General features: G+C 72.6%; 17 protein-coding genes and 1 tRNA gene. 6 read left to right on the forward strand and 12 right to left on the reverse strand.

The genetic code is table 11. The features are described from left to right. Positions 1-61 precede the first annotated feature (61 nt). Positions 62-3562, reverse strand: a complete 3501-nt coding sequence (gene metH / locus ACSMTC_RS07705; RefSeq protein WP_436558892.1) for a methionine synthase — start codon at positions 3560-3562, stop codon at positions 62-64. Between the two features lie 222 nt (positions 3563-3784). Here metH and ACSMTC_RS07710 point away from each other — a divergent pair, with 222 nt between their 5' ends. Both ACSMTC_RS07710 and ACSMTC_RS07715 read left to right on the forward strand, forming a co-directional pair. Next, positions 3785-4759 (forward strand): glycoside hydrolase family 18 protein, encoded by a 975-nt coding sequence (locus tag ACSMTC_RS07710; RefSeq protein ID WP_436558893.1) that lies wholly within the window; start codon positions 3785-3787, stop codon positions 4757-4759. Positions 4760-5204: 445 nt separating this feature from the next. Continuing rightward, the gene (locus ACSMTC_RS07715; RefSeq protein WP_436558894.1) at positions 5205-6203 is read left to right on the forward strand and encodes a PAC2 family protein; all 999 of its coding nucleotides are present in this window, start codon (positions 5205-5207) and stop codon (positions 6201-6203) included. Between the two features lie 98 nt (positions 6204-6301). On the opposite strand, the gene mshC is transcribed toward ACSMTC_RS07715, so the two are convergent. The 5 genes from mshC to ACSMTC_RS07740 form a co-directional block, all read right to left on the reverse strand. Further along, positions 6302-7531, reverse strand: a complete 1230-nt coding sequence (gene mshC, locus ACSMTC_RS07720) for a cysteine--1-D-myo-inosityl 2-amino-2-deoxy-alpha-D-glucopyranoside ligase (protein ID WP_436558895.1) — start codon at positions 7529-7531, stop codon at positions 6302-6304. A 222-nt stretch (positions 7532-7753) separates the two neighbouring features. Beyond that, the gene (locus tag ACSMTC_RS07725) at positions 7754-8584 is read right to left on the reverse strand and encodes an SCO1664 family protein (protein WP_436564619.1); all 831 of its coding nucleotides are present in this window, start codon (positions 8582-8584) and stop codon (positions 7754-7756) included. Positions 8585-8691: 107 nt separating this feature from the next. Further along, complete coding sequence (locus ACSMTC_RS07730; RefSeq protein WP_436558896.1) at positions 8692-9264, reverse strand: DUF3090 domain-containing protein; 573 nt, start codon at positions 9262-9264, stop codon at positions 8692-8694. Between the two features lie 246 nt (positions 9265-9510). Then, positions 9511-10206 carry a histidine phosphatase family protein gene (locus ACSMTC_RS07735; protein WP_436558897.1) on the reverse strand — a complete coding sequence of 232 codons (696 nt, stop codon included), beginning with the start codon at positions 10204-10206 and terminating at the stop codon, positions 9511-9513. Between the two features lie 277 nt (positions 10207-10483). Continuing rightward, the gene (locus tag ACSMTC_RS07740) at positions 10484-11530 is read right to left on the reverse strand and encodes an LLM class F420-dependent oxidoreductase (RefSeq protein ID WP_436558898.1); all 1047 of its coding nucleotides are present in this window, start codon (positions 11528-11530) and stop codon (positions 10484-10486) included. Positions 11531-11857: 327 nt separating this feature from the next. On the opposite strand from ACSMTC_RS07740, the gene ACSMTC_RS07745 reads away from it, so the two are divergent. Both ACSMTC_RS07745 and ACSMTC_RS07750 read left to right on the forward strand, forming a co-directional pair. After that, complete coding sequence (locus ACSMTC_RS07745) at positions 11858-12838, forward strand: aldo/keto reductase (protein WP_436558899.1); 981 nt, start codon at positions 11858-11860, stop codon at positions 12836-12838. A 10-nt stretch (positions 12839-12848) separates the two neighbouring features. Continuing rightward, a complete protein-coding gene (locus ACSMTC_RS07750) occupies positions 12849-15176 on the forward strand; it encodes an ATP-binding domain-containing protein (RefSeq protein ID WP_436558900.1) in 2328 nt (775 codons plus the stop codon). A gap of 72 nt (positions 15177-15248) precedes the next feature. On the opposite strand, the gene ACSMTC_RS07755 is transcribed toward ACSMTC_RS07750, so the two are convergent. Beyond that, a complete protein-coding gene (locus tag ACSMTC_RS07755) occupies positions 15249-15866 on the reverse strand; it encodes a hypothetical protein (protein WP_436558901.1) in 618 nt (205 codons plus the stop codon). A gap of 409 nt (positions 15867-16275) precedes the next feature. On the opposite strand from ACSMTC_RS07755, the gene ACSMTC_RS07760 reads away from it, so the two are divergent. Further along, the gene (locus ACSMTC_RS07760) at positions 16276-16485 is read left to right on the forward strand and encodes a DUF5703 family protein (protein ID WP_436558902.1); all 210 of its coding nucleotides are present in this window, start codon (positions 16276-16278) and stop codon (positions 16483-16485) included. Between the two features lie 334 nt (positions 16486-16819). Here the strand turns inward: ACSMTC_RS07760 and ACSMTC_RS07765 are convergent, their stop codons facing one another. The 3 genes from ACSMTC_RS07765 to ACSMTC_RS07775 form a co-directional block, all read right to left on the reverse strand. Further along, complete coding sequence (locus ACSMTC_RS07765) at positions 16820-17680, reverse strand: chaplin (protein ID WP_436558903.1); 861 nt, start codon at positions 17678-17680, stop codon at positions 16820-16822. A gap of 281 nt (positions 17681-17961) precedes the next feature. After that, positions 17962-18204 carry a chaplin gene (locus ACSMTC_RS07770; protein WP_436558904.1) on the reverse strand — a complete coding sequence of 81 codons (243 nt, stop codon included), beginning with the start codon at positions 18202-18204 and terminating at the stop codon, positions 17962-17964. 391 nt (positions 18205-18595) lie between these two features. Beyond that, positions 18596-19915: a M20/M25/M40 family metallo-hydrolase gene (locus tag ACSMTC_RS07775; RefSeq protein WP_436558905.1), complete on the reverse strand. Its 1320-nt coding sequence runs from the start codon at positions 19913-19915 to the stop codon at positions 18596-18598. Positions 19916-20155: 240 nt separating this feature from the next. Between ACSMTC_RS07775 and ACSMTC_RS07780 the strand changes: the two genes are divergently transcribed. Beyond that, positions 20156-20243: transfer RNA gene (locus ACSMTC_RS07780), tRNA-Leu, on the forward strand. A 98-nt stretch (positions 20244-20341) separates the two neighbouring features. Here the strand turns inward: ACSMTC_RS07780 and ACSMTC_RS07785 are convergent. Together ACSMTC_RS07785 and ACSMTC_RS07790 are read right to left on the reverse strand one after the other, a co-directional pair. Then, on the reverse strand, positions 20342-20476 hold the full coding sequence (locus ACSMTC_RS07785) for a hypothetical protein (protein ID WP_436558906.1): 135 nt from the start codon (positions 20474-20476) through the stop codon (positions 20342-20344). A 92-nt stretch (positions 20477-20568) separates the two neighbouring features. After that, complete coding sequence (locus ACSMTC_RS07790) at positions 20569-20877, reverse strand: hypothetical protein (RefSeq protein WP_436558907.1); 309 nt, start codon at positions 20875-20877, stop codon at positions 20569-20571. Between the last annotated feature and the right edge of the window lie 239 nt (positions 20878-21116).

Here is a 21116-nt window from a genome sequence, read left to right on the forward strand (position 1 = left end):
CAGGGTGATCCAGGATACGCTCCGTTCGCCGGAATGGGGCGAACGGAGCGCGGCTCCCGGGTTACCGGGCGTTGAAGTACTTGGCCTCGGGGTGGTGGATCACGATCGCGTCGGTGGACTGCTCCGGGTGGAGCTGGAACTCCTCCGAGAGGACCACCCCGATGCGCTCGGGGCGCAGCAGGTCGGCGATCTTGGCGCGGTCCTCCAGTTCCGGGCAGGCGCCGTAGCCGAGGGAGAAGCGGGCGCCCCGGTACTTGAGGGCGAACATGTCCTTGACGTCCTGGGGGTCCTCGTCGCCGAAGCCGAGCTCGTAGCGGACCCGGGCGTGCCAGAACTCGGCCAGCGCCTCGGCGAGTTGGACCGAGAGGCCGTGCAGCTCCAGGTAGTCCCGGTAGGCGTTGGCGGCGAACAGCTCGTTCGCGGCCTCGGAGATCCGGTTGCCCATGGTGACCACCTGCAGGCCCACCACGTCCTTCTCGCCGGACTCCTCCGGGCGGAAGAAGTCCGCCAGGCACAGCCGGCGGCCGCGCCGCTGGCGCGGGAAGGTGAAGCGGGTCCGCTCCGAGCCGTCCTCGTGGTAGACGACCAGGTCGTCGCCCTTGGAGGCGGCCGGGAAGTAGCCGTAGACCACAGCCGGCTCCAGCCAGCCCTCGGTCTGCAGCCGGTCCAGCCACATCCGCAGCCGGGGACGGCCCTCGCTCTCCACCAGCTCCTCGTACGTGGGGCCGTCGCCGCTGCGGGAGGCCTTCAGGCCCCACTGCCCCTTGAACAGCGCGTCCTCGTCCAGCCAGGAGGCGTAGTCGGCGAACGGGATGCCCTTGACGATCCGGTCCCCCCAGAACGGCGGGGTCGGCACCCGGTTGTCGATCACCACGTCGGAGCGGATCTGCCCGAAGTTCTCCTCCGGCGCCTCCTCGGTCTCGACCCTGGCGTGCCGGCGCTGCTTGAGCTCGGGCAGCACCGCTCCCGGGACCCCGCGCTTGACCGCGACCAGGGCGTCCATCAGCCTGAGGCCCTCGAAGGCGTCGCGGGCGTAGCGGACTTCGCCCTGGTAGATGGCGTGGAGGTCCTGCTCGACGTAGGCGCGGGTGAGGGCCGCGCCGCCGAGGATGACGGGGAAGTCGGCGGCCAGTCCGCGCTGGTTGAGCTCCTCCAGGTTCTCCTTCATGATCACGGTGGACTTCACCAGCAGACCGGACATGCCGATCACGTCCGCGTTGTGCTCACGGGCCGCGTCCACGATCGCCGCGACGGGCTGCTTGATGCCCAGGTTCACCACGTTGTAGCCGTTGTTGGACAGGATGATGTCCACCAGGTTCTTGCCGATGTCATGGACGTCGCCCTTGACCGTGGCCAGCACGATCGTGCCCTTGCCCTCGGAGTCCGACTTCTCCATGTGCGGTTCCAGGTGGGCCACCGCGGTCTTCATCACCTCGGCCGACTGCAGCACGAACGGCAGCTGCATCTGCCCCGAACCGAACAGCTCACCGACCACCTTCATCCCCGACAGCAGCGTGTCGTTGATGATCTCCAGCGCCGGACGCGAGGCCAGCGCCTCGTCCAAGTCCCCTTCCAGACCGCCCCGTTCACCGTCGACGATCCGCCGCTGCAGACGCTCCTCCAGCGGAAGCGCCGCCAGCTCCTCCGCCTTGGACGCCTTCAGCGACGCCGACGACACACCCTCGAACAGCTGCAGCAGCCGCTGCAGCGGGTCATAACCCTCCCGCCGCCGGTCATGGACCAGGTCCAGCGCCACCTCGCGCTGCTCCTCGGGAATCCGCGCGACCGGCAGGATCTTCGAGGCGTGCACGATCGCCGAGTCCAGCCCCGCCTCCACGCACTCGTGCAGGAACACCGAGTTCAGCACCTGCCGCGCCGCCGGCGACAGGCCGAAGGAGATGTTGGAGAGCCCCAGCGTCGTCTGCACCCGGGGACGGCGCCGCTTCAGCTCGCGGATCGCCTCGATCGTCTCGATCCCGTCCCGCCGCGACTCCTCCTGCCCCGTCCCCAGCGTGAACGTCAGGCAGTCCACCAGGATCGACCCCTCGTCGATCCCGTACTCGTCGGTCAGCTGCGCGATCAGCCGTTCCGCGACCGCGACCTTCTTCTCCGCCGTCCGTGCCTGGCCCTCCTCGTCGATCGTCAGCGCGATCAACCCGGCGCCGTGCTCCCGTGCCAGCGAAGCGATCCGCCCGAACCGGGTCTCGGGGCCGTCCCCGTCCTCGTAGTTCACCGAGTTCAGCACCGCACGGCCGCCCAGTGCCTCCAGACCCGCCCGCAGCACATCGGGCTCGGTCGAGTCCAGCACGATCGGCAGCGTCGAGGCGGTGGCCAGCCGCGAAGCGATCTCCCGCATGTCCGCCACACCGTCACGGCCGACGAAGTCCACGCACAGGTCCAGCAGGTGCGAACCGTCCCGGATCTGCTCCCGGGCGATCTCCACACACGCCTGCCAGTCCCCCGCCAGCATCGACTCACGGAACTTCTTCGACCCGTTCGCGTTCGTCCGCTCGCCGATCGCCAGGTACGAGGTCTCCTGGCGGAACGGCACCGACTGGTACAGCGACGCGGCCGCCGGCTCCGGTCGGGGATCACGCGAGACCACCGGGCGGCCCTGCACCCGCTCCACCACCGCCCGCAGGTGCTCCGGCGTCGTCCCGCAGCACCCGCCCACCAGCGACAGCCCGTACTCCCGGGTGAACGTGTCATGCGCCTCGGCCAGCTCGGCGGGCGACAGCGGATAGTGCGCACCGTCCCGGCCCAGCACCGGCAGACCCGCGTTCGGCATGCACGACAGGCCGACCCGCGCGTTCTTGGCCAGGTAGCGCAGGTGCTCGCTCATCTCCGCCGGACCGGTGGCGCAGTTCAGCCCGATGTAGTCCACACCCAGCGGCTCCAGCGCCGTCAGCGCCGCCCCGATCTCCGAACCGAGCAGCATCGTGCCGGTGGTCTCCACGGTGACCTGGACCAGCACCGGCAGATCCACACCCGCGTCCGCCAGCGCCCGCTTGCAGCCCAGGACCGCCGCCTTGGTCTGCAGCAGATCCTGGCTGGTCTCCACCAGCAGCGCGTCCGCACCGCCGGCGATCAGACCCGCCGCGTTCTGCCGGAACCCCTCCCGCAGCACCTCGTAGGGCGCGTGCCCCAGGGTCGGCAGCTTCGTCCCCGGCCCGATCGAGCCCAGCACCCAACGGGTACGGCCGTCCTCATGGGCATCGGCCGCCTCACGGGCGATCCGCGCACCCGCCTGCGACAGCTCGAAGATCCGCTCCGGGATCCCGTACTCGCCCAGCGCCGCGTGGTTCGCCCCGAAGGTGTTGGTCTCCACACAGTCCACACCCACCGCGAAGTACGCGTCGTGCACCGAGCGCACGATGTCCGGCCGGGTCAGATTCAGGATCTCGTTGCAGCCCTCCAGCTGCTGAAAGTCCTCCAGCGTCGGATCCTGCGCCTGCAACATCGTGCCCATGGCCCCGTCCGCGACCACCACACGGGTCGCGAGGGCTTCACGCAAGGCGTTCGCGCGGTCCTGCTGAACGGATGAGGGGACGACTGTGGCCATGGGGCTGCTCCCTGTGTGCGACGGCTGTCGGCTATGCGTCCCCTCCTCTGTGTGAGGACGCACGTCGCCAGATTATCCGGACACCTGCCCGCGCACAGAACCCATTCCGCATGCTGAGCGTCCCTCTGGACCGAGGGGGGCTGATCGATGGAGACGACGAAGAACCGCTGTGGCACCCGGCGGCACAGGTGGCGCGGCTGGCCACGGAGGCGAAAGGCCCTGGTGGCGGGCGCACTCGGGCTGGCCCTCCTGCTGCCACCGGCCTCGGCGGCCGCCGCGCTGCGCCTGCGGTACGCGGGGGAGCCGGCGGCCGAAGCCCGCACCCGGGGACATGACGCAGTCTGGCTCGGCCACGCCTGGGTGGACGGCCGGAAGGGGGACGCCGACCTCGCCGGCCTGACCCGGCAGCTCGCCGGCACCGGCATCCGCGACCTGTACGTGCACACCGGCCCGCTGGGCGACGACGGCTCGCTGGACCCCGCCAGGTACCCGAGGGCGGCCTGGCTGGTGGCGGGCGTGCACCGGGCGATGCCCGGCCTGCGGGTGCAGGCCTGGCTGGGAGACGTGGTGGCCCCCGAGGAGGACGGGCTGCATCTGGACCAGGCGGACACCCGGACCCGGATCACCGGCGCCTCCCGCCAGGTGCTCGACCTCGGCTTCGACGGGGTGCACCTCGACCTGGAACCGGTCCGCTCCGACTCGGCCGGGTTCCTCGCGCTGCTGGAGCAGGTGCACCCGGTGACCGCCGAGCGCCGTGCGCGGCTCTCGGTCGCCGCACCGCAGATCGACCCGCTGCCCGGACTGCACTCGGTGGGCACCGCGCTCGCCGGCCACGGCAAGTGGTGGTCGCAGGCGTACTTCGCGCAGGTCGCCCGGCGGGTGGAGCAGATCGCGGTGATGTCGTACGACACCGGCATGCCGCTGCGGTCGCTGTACGGCGGGTACGTCGCCCAGCAGACCTCGCTGGCACTCGAGGCGACCCCGCCCGGGGTCGACCTGCTGATGGGCCTGCCCGCGTACTGGGACGACAGCTTCGGGCACCGGGGCTCGGCGGAGACGGTGGCCGCGGCGGTGCGGGGCGCCCGGCTGGCGCTGGGCCGCAGCACACGGCAGACCTTCGGCCTGGCGCTGTACGCCGACTTCTCCGCCACCCCCGAGGACTGGGCCGCGTACCGGCACGGCTGGTGCGCGGCCTGACCGCGGTGTGCCGCGTGTCCGGCACGGTGACGCGCGGCCGGACAACCTCTCAACCCGCCGGTCAGGGCTTCCGGTTCGCCGATGTGCGCGGCACCTCCTCCGGTCACTGCGGGTGCGCCGGCGGCGGCCGGGAGCGGGCCGGGCGGATCACGGCACCCGCCCGCCGGGAGTCCTTCCTCGCGACCGCGACCGGCCGGCCGGGGTTTTCTCCCGCCCGTCCCCGCGGCGGCCGCCGGCCGGACCCGCTCCCGGCCGCCTCCGGAGCCGCCCCTGGCGTAACGGGGCAGGCATCAAAGCCCGTAGGCTGGGCAGGTAGGGACCATGGAACGGGCAGTTCCATGCGGAGAAGGTTCAGCAGTCGGCAGCCGGCCGTGGGTTCGCGTGGATGGACAGGCCGTACTGGCAGCGCGGGGCGGTCCGCTGACCGACCGGAGGGAGACACTGGGTGATCGAGCTGGAAGATGTTCCCGAGTTGATCGACCCGGTGATGGTCTGTGCGTTCGAAGGCTGGAACGACGCGGGCGACGCCGCCTCGGCGGCGGTCGGGCACCTGGACGAGACCTGGGGCGGCAAGGTGTTCGCCGCACTGGACGCCGAGGACTACTACGACTTCCAGGTCAACCGGCCCACGATCTGGCTGGACGGCGGGGTGCGCCGCATCACCTGGCCCACCACCCGTCTCTCGGTGGTCCGGGTCACCGAGCCCACCACCCGCGACCTGGTACTGGTCCGGGGTATCGAGCCGAGCATGCGCTGGCGCTCGTACTGCAACGAACTGCTCGGATTCGCCCATGAGTTGGGCGTCGAGCTGGTGGTGATCCTCGGCGCGCTGCTCGGGGACACCCCGCACAGCCGTCCGGTACCGGTCAGCGGGGTCACCTCGGACGCGGCGCTCGCCCGCCGGCTCGACCTGGAGGAGAGCCGGTACGAGGGCCCGACCGGCATCGTCGGCGTGCTCCAGGAGGCCTGTGCGCACGCGGGCGTCCCGGCGGTGACGCTCTGGGCGGCGGTGCCGCACTACGTCGCCCAGCCGCCCAACCCGAAGGCCACCCTGGCGCTGATCAACAAGCTGGAGGACCTCCTCGACCTGCGGATCCCGCCGGGCGAGCTGAGCGAGGACGCCCGCGCCTGGCAGCTCGGGGTGGACCAGCTGGCCGCCGAGGACAGCGAGGTGGCCGAGTACGTCCAGCAGTTGGAAGAGGCACAGGACACCGCGGACCTGCCGGAGGCGTCCGGCGACGCCATCGCCCGGGAGTTCGAGCGCTACCTCCGCCGCCGGGAGAACCTCGGCCCCACCGGCGAGAAGCCGGCCGTGGGCCACGCCACGGCGGAGCGGCCGAGCGAGCCCGAGAGCAAGGAGCCCAAGGAGCCTGAGCAGCCCGAGGGTTCCGAGGAGTCCGACGGGGACACCGAGCCCGGCGCCGACGAGAACGGCGAGGACTGACGGTCCGGACCGCCGAAAAGGGCGAGGGTTCCGTCCGGAGCGACCGCGTGGTCGCTCCGGACGGAACCCTCGCCCTTTTCGGTCTTGAGAGGTGGGGTCTAGAGCGCGACGCCGAGCAGCGCGTCCACCATCCGCGACACCAGACCCGGCGCCCCGGTGTCGGTGCCTCCGGTCTCGGCCTGCCGGGCGGCCCAGCGGTCGACGGCCGCCAGCGCGGCGGGCGCGTCCAGGTCCTCGGCGAGGGCGGTCCGGACCTCGGCGAGCAGCTCCTCGGCCGACGGGCCGTCCGGACGGGAGACCGACGCCCGCCAGCGCGCCAGCCGGTCCACGGCCCCGTCCAGGTCCTCCTTGGTCCACTCCCAGTCACTGCGGTAGTGGTGCGCCAGGAGGGCCAGTCGGATCGCCGCCGGGTCGACGCCGTCGCGGCGCAGCGCGGAGACGAACACCAGGTTGCCGCGGGACTTGGACATCTTGTGCCCGTCCAGGCCGACCATCCCGGCGTGCACGTAGGCGCGGGCGTAGGGGTGGGCGCCGGTGGCGACGTGGGCGTGCGAGGCGCCCATCTCGTGGTGCGGGAAGGAGAGGTCGCTGCCACCGCCCTGGATGTCGAAGGACATCCCGAGGTACTGCAGCGCGATGGCCACGCACTCGATGTGCCAGCCGGGGCGGCCGTGGCCGAGCTCGGTGTCCCAGGCGGGCTCGCCCTCGCGGGCGGCGAGCCAGAGCAGCGGGTCGAGGCGGTGCTTCTTGCCGGGGCGGTCCGGGTCGCCGCCGCGCTCGGCGAAGACCGGGAGCATGGCCTCGCGGTCGAGCCCGGAGACCTCGCCGAAGTGCGGGTCGGACTCGACGGAGAAGTAGATGTCGCCGTCCACGTCGTAGGCGGCGCCGCTCTCCAGCAGCTTCTTGACCAGCGGGACGATCCACGGGATCGACTCGACCGCACCGATGTAGTGGGCCGGGGGGAGCATCCGCAGGGCGGTCATGTCCTCGCGGAACAGGGCGGTCTCGCGCTCGGCGAGCACCGTCCAGTCCATGCCGGTGGCCACGGCCCGCTCCAGCAGCGGGTCGTCGACATCGGTGACGTTCTGGACGTAGAGGACGTCGTGACCGGCGTCCTTCCAAACCCGCTGCACCAGGTCGAACGCCGTGTAGGTGGCGGCGTGTCCCAGGTGGGTGGCGTCATAGGGGGTGATGCCGCAGACGTAGAGCCGGGCGGTGCCGTCCTGCGGCACCACCTCCCGGACTCCGCCGGTGGCGGTGTCGTGGATACGGAGCGGGAGCCCCTGACCAGGCAGGGCGGGAACCTCGGAGGCGGGCCAGGCATGCATGGAACCGACTCTAACCTTGCGATCATTTGAAAGGCTAACCAGTTACCAAGATCGGCCAGAATCAGCTTCCGATCGATCGGACTCGGTCAGAGATGCCGGGGTGCCCCGGTGTGCGGGGACGGCGGAGCGCCCGTCAGGCGGACGGCTTCGCCGGACCCGCGGCGTACCCCGGACCTCCGGCCACCGCCGGACCGGAGGCCTCCGTCAGACCGGAGGCCCCCGTCAGACCGGCGGCCAGGGAATCGACGGCCAGTCAGGAGACGGCAGCGGGTGCCGCGCGCTGCGCCGCAGCCGGGCCACCCGCTCTGCCGCGGCGGCCAGTTCGGCCCTGGTGAGGTGGGGGCGCAGCCTTTCGCCCAGCGAGCCGTCCAGTGCCTCGGCGAGCCGTGCGAGAACGTCGAGCGCCTCCTCGGTCACCGGTTGCTCGGCCCAGCCCCACAGCAGGGTGCGCAGTTTGCCGGGGACCGCGAAGGTGACCCCGTGATCGATCCCGTACAGCCGCCCGTCGGCGGCCGGGATCCAGTGGCCGCCCTTGCGGTCGGCGTTGTTGAGCACCGCGTCCAGGACCGCGAGGCGGCGCAGCCGCTCGTCGTCCCGGTGCACCAGCAGCGCGATCCGGTCGGGACCGACCTCGGCCCTGACGATCGGCAGCCAGCCTGGCTCCGGGCCGTCCGGGTCCTGGAGCGCCAGCAGCTCCTCGGCCGCCGGGTCCGGCTCCACCCAGAGCTGGACCATGCCCGGCCCGTGCGGGCCGTCCCGGAGCACGGTCGGCGGTATCAGCCCCCAGCCGGTGGCCGCCGACACCTCGTACGCGGCGACCTCGCGCCCGGCCAGGGTGCCGTCCGGGAAGTCCCAGAGCGGGCGCTCCCCGGCGACCGGCTTGTAGACGCAGGGGGCGCTCAGCCCGTCCAGGGCCGCGGTGCAGTACAGCACGGCGTTGGAGGCGTCGGTGAGCCGCCCGTGGACGGTGAGGACGCCCTCGCGCAGCAGGCGCAGCGCGGTGCCGGGGTCCGCCGCAAGGGCGGCGCTGCCCGCCGGGTCCGCCTGCGGCACGGACGGCTCGTCCCGCGCCGCCCGGTCGCCCGGCCCGGCCGCGGGCTCCCGCTCGGGCGTCTCGTCCCTCCGCACGGGTGCGGAGTCCGTCGGGGCGGGGTCGGTGTTCAGCGCCGGTAACCGTTCGCGCGCGGGCACAGATGGCCCTCCGGGTCGAGCGGGAGGTTGCAGAACGGGCACGGCTTGCGGCCGGCCGCGACCAGGTCCAGCGCGCGCTTGGCGAAGACCCGGGCCATCGCGCCGGAGATCCGCACCCGGAGCATGTCGGGGCCGTTCTCCTCGTCCTCGAAGAGCCGCTCGTCGGCCTCCTCGTCCTCGCTCTCCTCCTCGACGATCGCCTGGGCCTCGACCACCAGGCACTCCTCCACGCTGTCCCAGGCGAGCGCCATGGTGCCGACCCGGAACTCCTGCTCCAGCGGGAGGTCCAGCGGCGCGGTGTCGATCAGGTCGGCGGGGGCGATGGCGGGGATCGACGCCGAGCCGCCGCTGCGCCGCAGCGCCTCGTCCAGCACCTGGTCGACCCGCTCGGCGAGCGCCATGACCTGGGCCTTCTCCAGCAGCACGCTGGTGATTCGCCCCCGGGTGCTGGCCTGCAGGTAGAACGCCCGCTGGCCGGGCTGGCCGACGGTGCCGGCTACGAACCGCTCGGGCTGGTCGTAGAAGTAGACCTGACGAGGCACTCTCTCGCTCCGGGTTCACAATGGTTCGGTCAAGGGCTTATGTGCCACCCTACGGCCTGCCGGCCCGCCCCGGTGGGTCAGGTACGGGGCAGTCCGTCAGGTGTCAGCCGGCGTCGGCGCGGGCCGCGCGGGCCCGGTGTCCGGGCTTGTCCCGGTCGGTCCCGGTTCGCCGCCCCGGGTCTCCGTCGCGGTTCTCGGGCACCCGTTCTCGGACACCGGTTCCCCGTCGCGGTTCGCCGTCCGGGTTCAGCCGGTACCGGTGTCGCCGCCGACCACCGCGTCGCCGCTGGGGGCGTGCTCGGCGCGGCGCGGGGCGAGGGAGGCGAGGGTGCCGGTGTCGCCGACCCGGAGCACGAAGGGGCGCTGCGGGGTGTACCGGATCGCGGTGACCGAACAGGGCTCGACCGAGATCCGCTGGAAGTGGTCCAGGTGCAGGCCCAGCGCGTCCGCCAGCACCGCCTTGATCACGTCGCCGTGCGAACAGGCCACCCAGACCGCCTCGGGGCCGTGCTCGGCCGCGATCTTCTCGTCCCACTCGCGGACGGCGGTCACGGTGCGGTGGCTGAGCTCGCGCAGCGACTCCCCGCCGGGAAAGGCCGCGGCGGCCGCGTGGTCCTGCACGGTGCGCCAGAGCGGCTCCTTGGCCAGCTCGGCGAGCGGACGGCCGGTCCAGTCGCCGTAGTGGCACTCGCCCAGCCGCTCGTCCAGCGCGGCCTGCCCGAGCTCGGGCCGGGCCGCCAGCAGCGGCTCCAGGGTCTGGCGGCAGCGCTCCAGCGGGCTGCTCACCGCCTGGACCAGCGGAATGCCCGCCAGCCGTCCGGCCAGCGCCTCGGCCTGGGTCCGTCCGGTGTCGTCCAGCTCCACACCCGGGGTCCAACCGGCGAGAATCCCGGCGGTGTTGGCGGTGGAACGGCCGTGGCGGACGAGCAGCAGTGTGGGCATGGGGCCCAGCCTACGACCTCGGGCCGGGGACCGGACCCGTCCGGCCCCCGGCTACCGGCTTGGCAGCGGGGCGGGGCGGACCCCCTCGGGAGCCGCCCGGCCCCCGGGAGTCGCCCGACCGACCGCGTACACGCTGTGGAGGGCACCGCCGCCGAAGCCTTCTCCGGACGATCCGCCCTGCCGCGCCCGGGAGTTCGGGGACGGCCCACCGGGCCCGGCCGCCTTCCGACTCACGCGGGCGGCCGGTCCGCCCGGCTCGCCCCGTACTCCCGAACTCTCAGGCCAGGCCGGCCAGTTCGAGCGCCTCGACGCCGGCGCGGAGTGCGGCGATCCGCTCGTCCAGGGTGAACCCGGCGGGCGCCAGCGTCAGCGTGGTGACCCCGGCGTCGGCGTACGCCTGCATCCGGTCGGCGATCCGGGCCGTGGAGCCCAGCAGCGAGGTGGCGTCGATCAGCTCGTGCGGGACCGCGGCGGCGGCACCCGCGTAGTCCTTGGCGAGGTAGCGTTCCTGGATCTCGTCGGCGGCCTGCTCGTAACCCATCCGCCGGGTGAGCTGGTTGTAGAAGTTCTTGTCCTTGCTGCCCATGCCGCCGATGTAGAGCGCGGCGTAGGAGCGCTGCGAGTCGGCGGCGGCCTTGACGTCCTCGCCGAGCGAGATGGCCACGGTCGGGCAGAGGTCGAACCCGTCCAGGGTCTGGCCGGCCTTGGCGCGCCCGGCCCTGAGCGGCTCGACGGAGAGCGCGGCGTGCTCGGGCGAGAAGAAGATGCCGAGCCAGCCGTCGGCGATCTCGCCGGTCTGCTCCAGGTTCTTGGGGCCGATCGCGGCGATGTACAGCGGGATGTGCTCACGCACCGGGTGCACCGTCAGCTTGATCGGCTTGCCGGGCCCGCCGGGCAGCGGCAGCGTCCAGTTGGCGCCCTGGTGCACCAGCCGCTCGCGGGACATCGCCTTGCGGATGATCTCCACGTACTCCCGGGTGCGGGCCAGCGGCTTGTCGAACTTGACGCCGTACCAGCCCTCGGAGACCTGCGGGCCCGAGACGCCGAGGCCGAGCCGGAAGCGCCCGCCGGAGAGGGTGTCCAGGGTGGCGGCGGTCATCGCGGTCATCGCGGGCGTACGGGCCGGGATCTGGAAGATCGCCGAGCCGACGTCGATGCGCTCGGTCTTGGCGGCGACGTAGCTGAGCACGGTGGCCGCGTCCGAGCCGTACGCCTCGGCGGCCCAGCAGACCGAGTAGCCGAGCCGGTCCGCCTCCTGGGCCACCGCGATGTTGTCGGCGTCCATGCCGAGTCCCCAGTAGCCGAGGTTGATGCCCAGTCGCATGGTGCCAAGCCCTTCAGGTCGGTCCGCTCCGGTCGGTCTTCCGCCCGGCCGCGTTCGGTACGGCGGTGCTTCGTACGGTCGCGCCCCTACGCCCGGGCGTCCGGTGTTCCGGGGTGCCCGGGCCGACGGGTACGCGGCCGTGTCGGCCGAGCGTAGCCGGGTGGCCGCAGGTCAGGCTACCGGCCGGTAGGTGTGGGCTGCGTCACGCCTCACCGGCCCCGCTCCTGCGGGTCTGCCGGGCAGCCCGGGACGTGGCCGCTACGCTCAGCCGACGGGGGGATGACCCTTCCCACCTGCGTGTTTATCAGCTGACGGAGGCTGGCCCCGATGGAAAAGCGTCACCTCGGCCGCACCGGTCTGCGGGTGTCCAGACTCGGCCTCGGCACCATGACCTGGGGCCGGGACACCGACGAAGTCGAGGCCGCCGAACTGCTCAAGCTCTTCGTCGACGCGGGCGGCACCCTGGTCGACACCGCCGACGTCTACGCCGACGGCGGCGCCGAGTACCTGATCTCCCGGCTGACCGAGAGCCTCATCCCCCGTTCCGACCTGGTCATCGCCACCAAGGCGGGCAGCACCCCGGACCCCGACCACCGGTTCGACACCTCGCGCGGCCGGATGCTCGCCGCCCTCGACGCCTCGCTGCGCCGCCTGGGCACCGACTACGTCGACCTCTGGCAGGTCCACGCGTACGACCCGGCCACCCCGGACGAGGAGACCCTGCACGCCCTCGACCTGGCCGTCGGCTCCGGCCGCGCCCGCTACGTCGGAGTCGCCAACTTCAGCGGCTGGCAGCTCGCCAAGGCCGCCACCTGGCAGCTCGGCGGGCCCGGACGGGTGCCGCTGGCGAGCACCCAGATGGAGTACTCGCTGCTCCAGCGCGGCATCGAGCGCGAGGTGCTGCCCGCCGCGCTGGACGCCGGGGTCGGCGTGCTCGCCTCCTCGCCGATCGGGCGCGGCGTGCTCACCGGCAAGTACCGGCACGGCGTACCGGCCGAGTCGCGCGGCGCCTCCCCCCAGCTCACCGGCTTCGTCCAGCCCTACCTCGGCGAGCGGTCCCGGCGCATCGTGGACGCCCTGGCCACCGCCGCCGACGGCCTCGCCAGCAGCCCGCTCGCGGTCGCCCTGGCATGGGTCCGGGACCAGCCCGGAGTGGCGAGTGCGCTGGTCGGCGCACGCACCGCCGCCCAGCTGACTGCGGCACTGTCGGTGGAGGCGCTTACGCTTCCGGAGGAGATTCGAGGTGCGCTGGACGATGTCTCGGCGCCGCTACACCGCTACCCCGACCAGGGGTGGACGGAGCTGTGAGGAGCGATTGATGGGCGACGGCGACGTGGAGAACGGCCACGTGGAGAACAGCGCTCCCGGGCACCGTGCGGACACCGTCGCGGCCCTGGCGGAGGCGATCCGCAACATCGGCCGCCAGGGGGCGGCGGCACCCGGCCAGGGCGGTGAGGCGGCCGGCGGTGCCACGGGAGGCGGCGGCGAGCCGGGCGCTCCCGCGCCGACGGCCGGGGCGCCCGTCCCGACCGGGGCTGCGGCCTCGGCCCCGGCCCCCGCTGCGGCCGAGGCCGAGGCCGGGCAGGTGACGGACCGGCAGCGCGTCGACGCACTGCGGGCCACCGCCGAGGTACTGGCCGCGGGCGGCGCGCCGGCGGCGCTGGCCGAGGCCGCCGTCGCCGAGTTCGGCGAGGGCGCGGCCCAGGTGCTGCGGGACGACCCCTGGGCGGTGCTCGCGCTGCCCGGCGTCCGGCCCGAGCACGCGGACGGCTTCGCGCGCGGGCTGCTCGGCCCGGCGGCCGGCCCCGGCGACCGGCGCCGCGCGCAGGCGCTGGTTCCCTGGCTGATGGAGCAGGCGGTGCTGCGCGGCCACTCGGCGCTGGAGATCGGTGAAGTGGTCACGGGGCTGGAGAAGTTCGGCCTGCCCGACGCGGCCGCCGCACTCCAGGAGGTCGTGGTGGACGGCCGGGTGATGGCCTTCCAGGACGAGATCCCGGGCAGTCAGCATGCCGCCGCCTCGGACGAGGACGAGCCCCCGACCCGGACCTTGCTGGCCCTGGAGCGCCTCGCCCTGGCCGAGGAGAGCCTCGCCGACGGCCTCGTCCGGATCATGTCCACCTTCGTCCCCGCCGAGGACGGCGAGTCGGACGGCGAGTCGGACGGCGAGTCGGACGGCGAGTCGGACGGCGAGTCGGACGGCGAAGCGCACGCTGCCGAGAACCACGGGGCGGACGGCGACGGAGACGAGGACGAGAGCGCAACGGAGGCCGAGGGGGCGCCGGCTGACGCTTCCACCGTGGACACCGCGGCCACCAAGCCGCAGGACGTCAGGACGGCTCCGCGCACCGTAGGACCGTCCGCCTGGGAGGCCGCCGCCACGGCCGCGCCCAGCTCCTCGGCCACCGCCCTGATCAGGGCCGTCGCCGCCGATCCGCTGGTCCTGCACACGGGCGGCCAGGCCTCCCGTGCCGAACCGGCCGCACTGCTGCACGCGGCGCACCGGCTCGGCCTGCGCACCTGGGCGGCGACCTGGACCGACCAGGGGCGCGACAGCCTCGTCACGCTCCTGCCCGAGGCCGACCGCGGCGCGCCCGCCGATCACTCCGCACCCGCCGATCACTCCGCACCCGCCGATCACACCGCACCCGCCGGACACACCGGAGCCTCCGAGGAGCGCACCGACGCGGCCGGCGCGCATGTGGCCACGCTCGCCGACCTGCTCTCCGGTGCCGCCGGTCCGGGCCGCGCCGAGGACGGTTCGCTCGCCCTGGACGTCCTGGTCGTCCTGGACGCCCAGCTGCTCGACGTCGAGCTGGCGGCCACCCTGCTGGAGGCGCTGGCCGACGGCACCCGGCTGGTGCTCAGTGGCGACCCCGGCCAGCTCTGGTCGGCCGGGCCCGGGCGGTTCTTCGCCGACCTGATCGCCGCAAAGGTCTGCCCGGCGGTGGCCTCCAGGACCCCGGACTTCGGCCCGATCGGCGAGCTGGTCTCGGGCATCGGCATCGGCGAGCTGCAGCCCGTCGAGGCGCCGGAGAAGGAGGTGGTGATCGTCACCGCCAAGGACGGCGCCGAGGCCGTGCACCGGGCGATCCAGCTGCTCACCGACTCGATCCCGCGCGCCCTGGGCATCCCGGTCGAGCAGGTGGTCATGCTGACCCCCGGCCACGGCGGCAGCGCGGGCACCCGGGCGCTGAACGCCGCCGCCAAGGCCCGGCTCAACCCCGGCCCCGGCCGCTTCGGCGGCTTCGACCCCGGCGACCGGGTGGTGTACTCGCCCGCCCCCGGCATCACCCGCCCGGCACGGGTCCTGGACGGCGACGCGTCCGGGCTGCACCTCGAACTGTCCGACGGCGCCCGGCTGACGGTCACCCCCGCCCAGGCCGCGAAACTGCGGCACGGCTGGGCCCTGACGGTCCATCAGGCGGTCGGCCGGCGCTGGCCCGGCGTGGTCACCGTACTGCCGGACGACGCGGCGGCCGGGCTGACCAGGCAGTGGGTCTACACCGCGTTCGGACGTGCGGAGCGGCACCTGTCCGTGGTGCACGCGGCGGGCCAGGCACTCGCGCAGGCCGTCGCCGAGCGGCCGGCCCAGGCGCGCACCACCCGGCTGCGGTCGATCCTGGCCGAGCAGACCGGCCAGGCGTAGCGCTCCCCCGCCCGAAGACACCCGGGCGGCGCCGGAGACCCCGGCGCCGCCCACGGTGGTTCCGCCTGCCGGTCAGACCTCGCCCTCGAAGGGATCGAGGTCGTCGTCGTAGACCTCGCTGACGTCGAAGCGGCAGATCAGCAGCTGCGGATCGGCACCGTCGAAGGGCTCCGGCAGCCACTCCCCCGGGTCGGACGGCTCGGCCGCGGCGACCCAGAGCGTCGAGTCGCCCTCCTCCAGGCCGAACTCCTCGCAGCGGGCGGCGATCTCGTCCGGCTCGTACTCTCCGAAGAGCACGCCGATCGCCGCGTTGACCCCGCCGTCCTTGCCTCCGCCGGGGGTGAGCGTGCTGTCCACCCGCTCGGCCTGGGCACGCAGCCGCTTGGCGTCGGCGATCAGGTAGTCGCGGCGGATCAGCACGCTGATCGCCTCGGGCTGCTCCGGGCCGACGTAGCCGCCGGCGCTCTCGTCCCCGGGGACCTCGAAGGGTGTGACCTCGTCATAGACCTCGTAGAGGATCTGGTCGTAGGCGATGGCCGCCGCTGCGAGCTCCTCATAGGCGGCGACAACGGCGGGATCGTCCGCCGTTGCAGGGGCGGAGACCGCTTGCAGGTGGCGGTCGATGGCTGCCTTGACCGCCTCGGCGGCGGCGCGTACCTCGGCGATGGTGGGCTGCGCGGCATCAGACATGGTGCTGACGCTATATCCCCTGGGTGACAACACGCACAGGGGTTGTCGCCTACACCCGTGAATTCCCGGCAACTTACCCCCAGATGTCCGGTCCGGGTGGTTCTGTGCCCGCACGGAACGACGGCCTCCGGGTTCTCTCCCGACCGTCGTCGGCCCCACCCGGGGGGCTCACCCGCCGTTCGCACGCCGTCCGCCGGCGGCCGGTCCGCGCGTCATCGCATGCCCCCGGCGTCCGCATCGCCGCGGCCGCACCTGGGTAACCCCTTCACGGCAAGGAACCTGATTGACTGTCAGTACTGACCTCGACAGCCTCGCAGGCAGCAGTGCCCGGAGCCGCCCCGCGGGGCCGGTCCGGTTGTCACAGGCAGGTCGTAACCTGGCCTCCAGACGTTCCGCAGGAGGAGAAGTTTTGACCCCACCCAAGCTGGTCCGACAGCCCGAGTACGAGTACCAGTCGCTGCGCATGCCGCGCGGCACCACCCGTAGCGCGGCCCGGCAGCTGCTCACCGACCACGCCGAGTACGGGAACTGGGAGTTGGACCGGCTGCGGCTGTTCCCGGACGGCAGCCGTACGGTGCTGCTGCGCCGCCGGATCATCCGGCAGGTCCGGAGCTGGTGACGGCGGGCTGACGGCCCCGGTGGAGCGGCGGCTGCGGTCCGTCTGATCGCCTCCGGCCGCCCGGGCCGGCCACCGCCCGGGTCGGTCCGCTCGGACTGCGGCCGCTTCGGGCCGGTCGCCGCGCGGGTCAGTCGCCGCTCGATGGGGCCCGCCCGGGTCCCGGATCGCCCTGCCCCCGACGCCCGGGCTTCCGCCACCCGCCCCGGACAACGCGCGCGCCCGCAGTCGTGAACCGTACGACTGCGGGCGCTTGGGTGGCACTCGGACCGGTCAACCGGCCCCGAGGCCGGCCGGGCACAGGCCCCGGGCGGGGTTCAGCGAGCCCCGGCCCGGGTCACCGGGATCCGGCGCGGGCGCGACGGTAGAGCACGCCGCCACCGATCAGCAGTGCCGCTCCGGTCGGGGCGATCAGCTCCAGCCCGGACGCACCGGTGTAGGCCAGCTGGGAGCCGACCGGCGCCTGCCGGGGCGTCTGCGGCGTGCCCTGGGCGGGCAGCACCTTCGGCGGGGTCTGGGCGCCACTCGTGCCGGGGCTGGCCGGCGGGGTGCTGACCGGCGGTGCGCTGCGCGGCGGGACGTGCGAACCGGTGTCCCCCGGCGGGCAGTCGTCACCGGGCTGCGAGTTGCTCGGCGGGGTGACCTCGGCCGGGCCGTGGTTGCCGCAGTCGTTGCCGTACGCCGGGTTTCCGACGCCGACCACGTTGACGGAGTTCCCGCAGGCGTTCACCGGGATGGTGATCGGTGCCTGCGCGTTGATGCCGGAGATGACTCCGGGCGAGTTGGCCGCACCGCCCACGGAGGAGGCCCCGGAACCCGCGTGCACCGGGCCGCCGGGCCTGCCGTGGTCGCCCGGGCCGTCGGAGTCGTCGTCCTGACCGGCCGGGCTGTGCTCACCGGGCGCGATCTGCCCGTCGTGTCCGCCGGATGTTCCGTGCCCGCCGTGTGCGCCGTGCGACACGTTCCCGCAGTTGTTCCCCATCGCCGGATTGAGCAGACCGACCACGTTGACCGTGTTGCCGCAGGCGTTGAGGGGTACGTCCACGGGCACCTGCACGCTGTTTCCGGAGCCCACCCCGGGCGAGTTGGCCGCACCGCCGTGGGCTTCGGCACTTGCGTACGCGTAGCCCGCGGTGGAGGCCAGCACACTGCCGGTGGCTACGGCAGTGAGGATTCCTCTCTTGGCGACCTGTCGCATGTACTCCCCTGACTTGTGATTGTCGGAATTCCTAACGAAGCGACTGCCCGTCCACGGGATAACGAGAGGCAGCCGCGAAGGTTGAGCCGAACGGGAACCGTTCACTCAATCGCGTGGCAAGGGATTGCATGCTGACCCGCAGTCCGGATAGGCAGGAAAACATCCCCGGGCGGAGCCATCCGCCGCCCGGGGACGCAGGGATCAGTGGACCGGCACAGCCACTACCGTGCCGACGCCGCACCGCCCTGTGAGAGCTGCCGCAGCAGAGTGCGGCACGCCGCTCAGTGGTTCAGGCAGGCGTTGCCGAAGGCCGGGTTCAGCAGACCGACCACGCTGATGGTGTTGCCGCACACGTTGACCGGCACGTGCACCGGAACCTGGACGTTGTTGCCCGACAGCACACCCGGGGAGTTGACCGCCGCGCCGTGGGCCAGAGCGCCGTCGTGGGCGGAGGCGACACCGGCACCCGCGAGCGCCAGACCACCCGCGGCGGCGACAACGGCAACGATCTTCTTGACCTTCATGGTTCCTCCTGGCCGGCCCCGGGTCGTCCCCCGGGGCGGCTGATGTCGATTCGTCATTCCACAGCGCGTTTCCGAGCTGCCATATGGGTGAACGACGATGCGGCAAACGGGGTACGGAGGCGCCTGCCCATTCACTCGCAGCGGTGATATCTCGCACAGGTAATCGACCAGCTGTTTCGGGATTTATCGTTTCTGCAGAGCCCTCGACGGCAGGCCTCAAGTCATTCGCTCCGACAATGCGCGAAGACCGCCCGGCGACGCTTCGGCGACGCCGCCCGTCACTCCGGGACACCCCGCGCCCGGCACTCCCGGCGGACACGCTCCGGACATGCGGATGGCCCGCCCCGTACTCCCGGGGGCGGGCCATCCGTCAGACGCTGTCGCCGGCCGCTCAGCAGGCGTCGATGAACCGGTCCAGTACCCGGACACCGAACTTCAGCCCGTCCACCGGCACCCGCTCGTCCACACCGTGGAACATCCCGGCGAAGTCCAGCTCCGGCGGCAGCTGCAGCGGCGCGAACCCGAAGCAGCGGATCCCCAGGTCCTGGAAGGACTTCGCGTCGGTACCGCCGGAGAGGCAGTACGGCACCGCACGGGCGATCGGGTCCTCGGCGCGCAGCGCGGACTGCATCGCCGCGACCAGCGGCCCGTCGAAGTCGGTCTCGATCGCCTTGTCCGAGTGCAGGCTCTCGCGCTTCACACGCGGGCCGAGCACGCTGTCCAGCTCGGCCAGGAACTCCTCCTCGAAGCCGGGCAGGAAGCGCCCGTCCACGTGCGCGGTGGCCTGGCCCGGGATGACGTTCACCTTGTAGCCGGCACCCAGCATGGTCGGCTGCGCGGTGTTGCGCAGCGTGGTGCCGATCATCTTGGCGATGCCGCCGAGCACCCGGAGCGTCTCGTCCATGTTCTCCGGGTCCAGCTCGACCCCGAGGGCGTCCGACAGCTCGTTCAGGAAGGCCCGCACGGACTTGGTGATCCGCAGCGGGAACTGGTGCCGCCCGAGCCGGGCCACCGCCTCGCACAGCTCGGTGATGGCGTTGTCGTCGTTCTCCATCGAGCCGTGCCCGGCCCGGCCCTCGACCGTGAGCCGCATCCAGTGCATGCCCTTCTCGGCCGTCTCGATCAGGTAGAGCCGGACATCGTTGTTGACCGTGAAGGAGAAGCCGCCGACCTCCCCGATCGCCTCGGTGACGCCCTCGAACAGCTCCGGGTGCTTGTCCACCAGGAAGCGCGCGCCGTAGGTGCCGCCCGCCTCCTCGTCCGCGAGGAAGGCCAGCACGATGTCGCGCGGGGGCTTGCGCCCGGTGCGCAGCCGGTCGCGGATGACCGCCAGGGTCATCGCGTCCATGTCCTTCATGTCCACCGCGCCGCGGCCCCAGACGCAACCGTCCGCGATCTCCCCGGCGAACGGGTCGTACGTCCAGTCGGCGGCGTTGGCCGGCACCACGTCGGTGTGTCCGTGGATCAGCAGCCCGGGCCGGGAACGGTCCTCGCCCTCTATCCGGACCACGGTCGAGGCCCGGCCCTTGGCCGACTCGAAGATCTGCGGCTCCAGACCGAACTCGGCCAGCTGCTCCGCGACGTACTCGGCCGCGCCCCGCTCCCCCGGCCCGGAACCGTCACCGTAGTTACTGGTGTCGATCCTGATCAGGTCACGGCAGATCTCGGCGACCTCCGACTCGGCCGTCCGCTCCGCCTTCGCCTCGCTCATGCGCACTCCTCGTCTCAGACCCGCCTGGCGCATCTCCACGCCTCCCCCGGCCCCACGGCCGCGGCCCTGCGGGCACGCTCCCGTCATCCTCCCTCAGCGACCGCCCCACCCCAAGGGCAATCCCCCGGATCGAAGCCGGTCGGGGCCCGCCACGGACGATTTTGGATCCTCAAGCCGATCTTGCTACAGTTATCCATGTCAGCGCGGCACGGAAACGAAAACCGCAAAGACAGACACCTAGTCCGGGTGGCGGAATGGCAGACGCGCTAGCTTGAGGTGCTAGTGCCCTTTATCGGGCGTGGGGGTTCAAGTCCCCCCTCGGACACCAACGAAGGACCCCAGTTGATCTGGGGTCCTTCTGCTTTCCCGGCACGGTTCGGCCGTCGCGTGACCCACCGCGTGACCAACGGAGCCGGGGGCTCCCGGTCAGACCAGGGCGGACGGGCCGAGTCGGCCCGCTCCGGAGGCGGCCAGGCGCCGCGCCCCGTCCTTACGCGAGTGCCCGTAGCGGGCCATCGTGCAGCCCGGCGAGTGGTGCCGGACGTTCGCCGAGACCTCCACCGGGATCTCTCCTTGCTGTGACGCCAGTCAAGATCAAGTAGGCCCCCTCCCCGAGAGGGGGCCTTTGCCGGCTGAGGGCTACCTCTGGGAGATCACCCCAGAACCAGAGTCCGGGTAACGGTTGCTCCGGTGCTTCCTGTCTGCGAGGGGGTGAGGGTGGTGGTTACCGTGACGGTGTCTCCGGCGTGAAACTCGCCGTCGATTGGCGCCAGGGTGAAAGTCCGGTTGATGTTCCGGCTCGTGCAGGGCTCCAAAGGATTCAGGGTGATCGCGGTGACGGCGCCGGTCGTCCGATCCGTCGCTGAGGTCTCGAAGTTGGCCGACAGGTCGACCGGGTCACAGCTGCAGGCGATGTGCACCTCCACAAGGCCGAGGAGCTTGTTCGCACTGTCGAGCTGCACGACGCCGGCGCCACCCGGTGGGACGAGCGGCAGGTCCAGACCGGCCCCGACCTGGATCGTCCGCCCCCGGTACTACGGCACATCGAGGCGGGTCCGCCGGTCGTCCAATTACCCGTTCGGGGGTGCGCCGGGCTTGTTGGCGGGTCCCTTCGGCCGCTTGTTTGAGCGGTAGGCCGCGAGGGGCGGCCCGCAGTTGCGGGCCGCCCCTCGCGGGTGCCCTGTCCCTTCCGCCGACTGCG

It is taken from the genome of Kitasatospora sp. HPM-01-4 (genome assembly GCF_051374625.1).
GTDB lineage: Bacteria > Actinomycetota > Actinomycetes > Streptomycetales > Streptomycetaceae > Kitasatospora.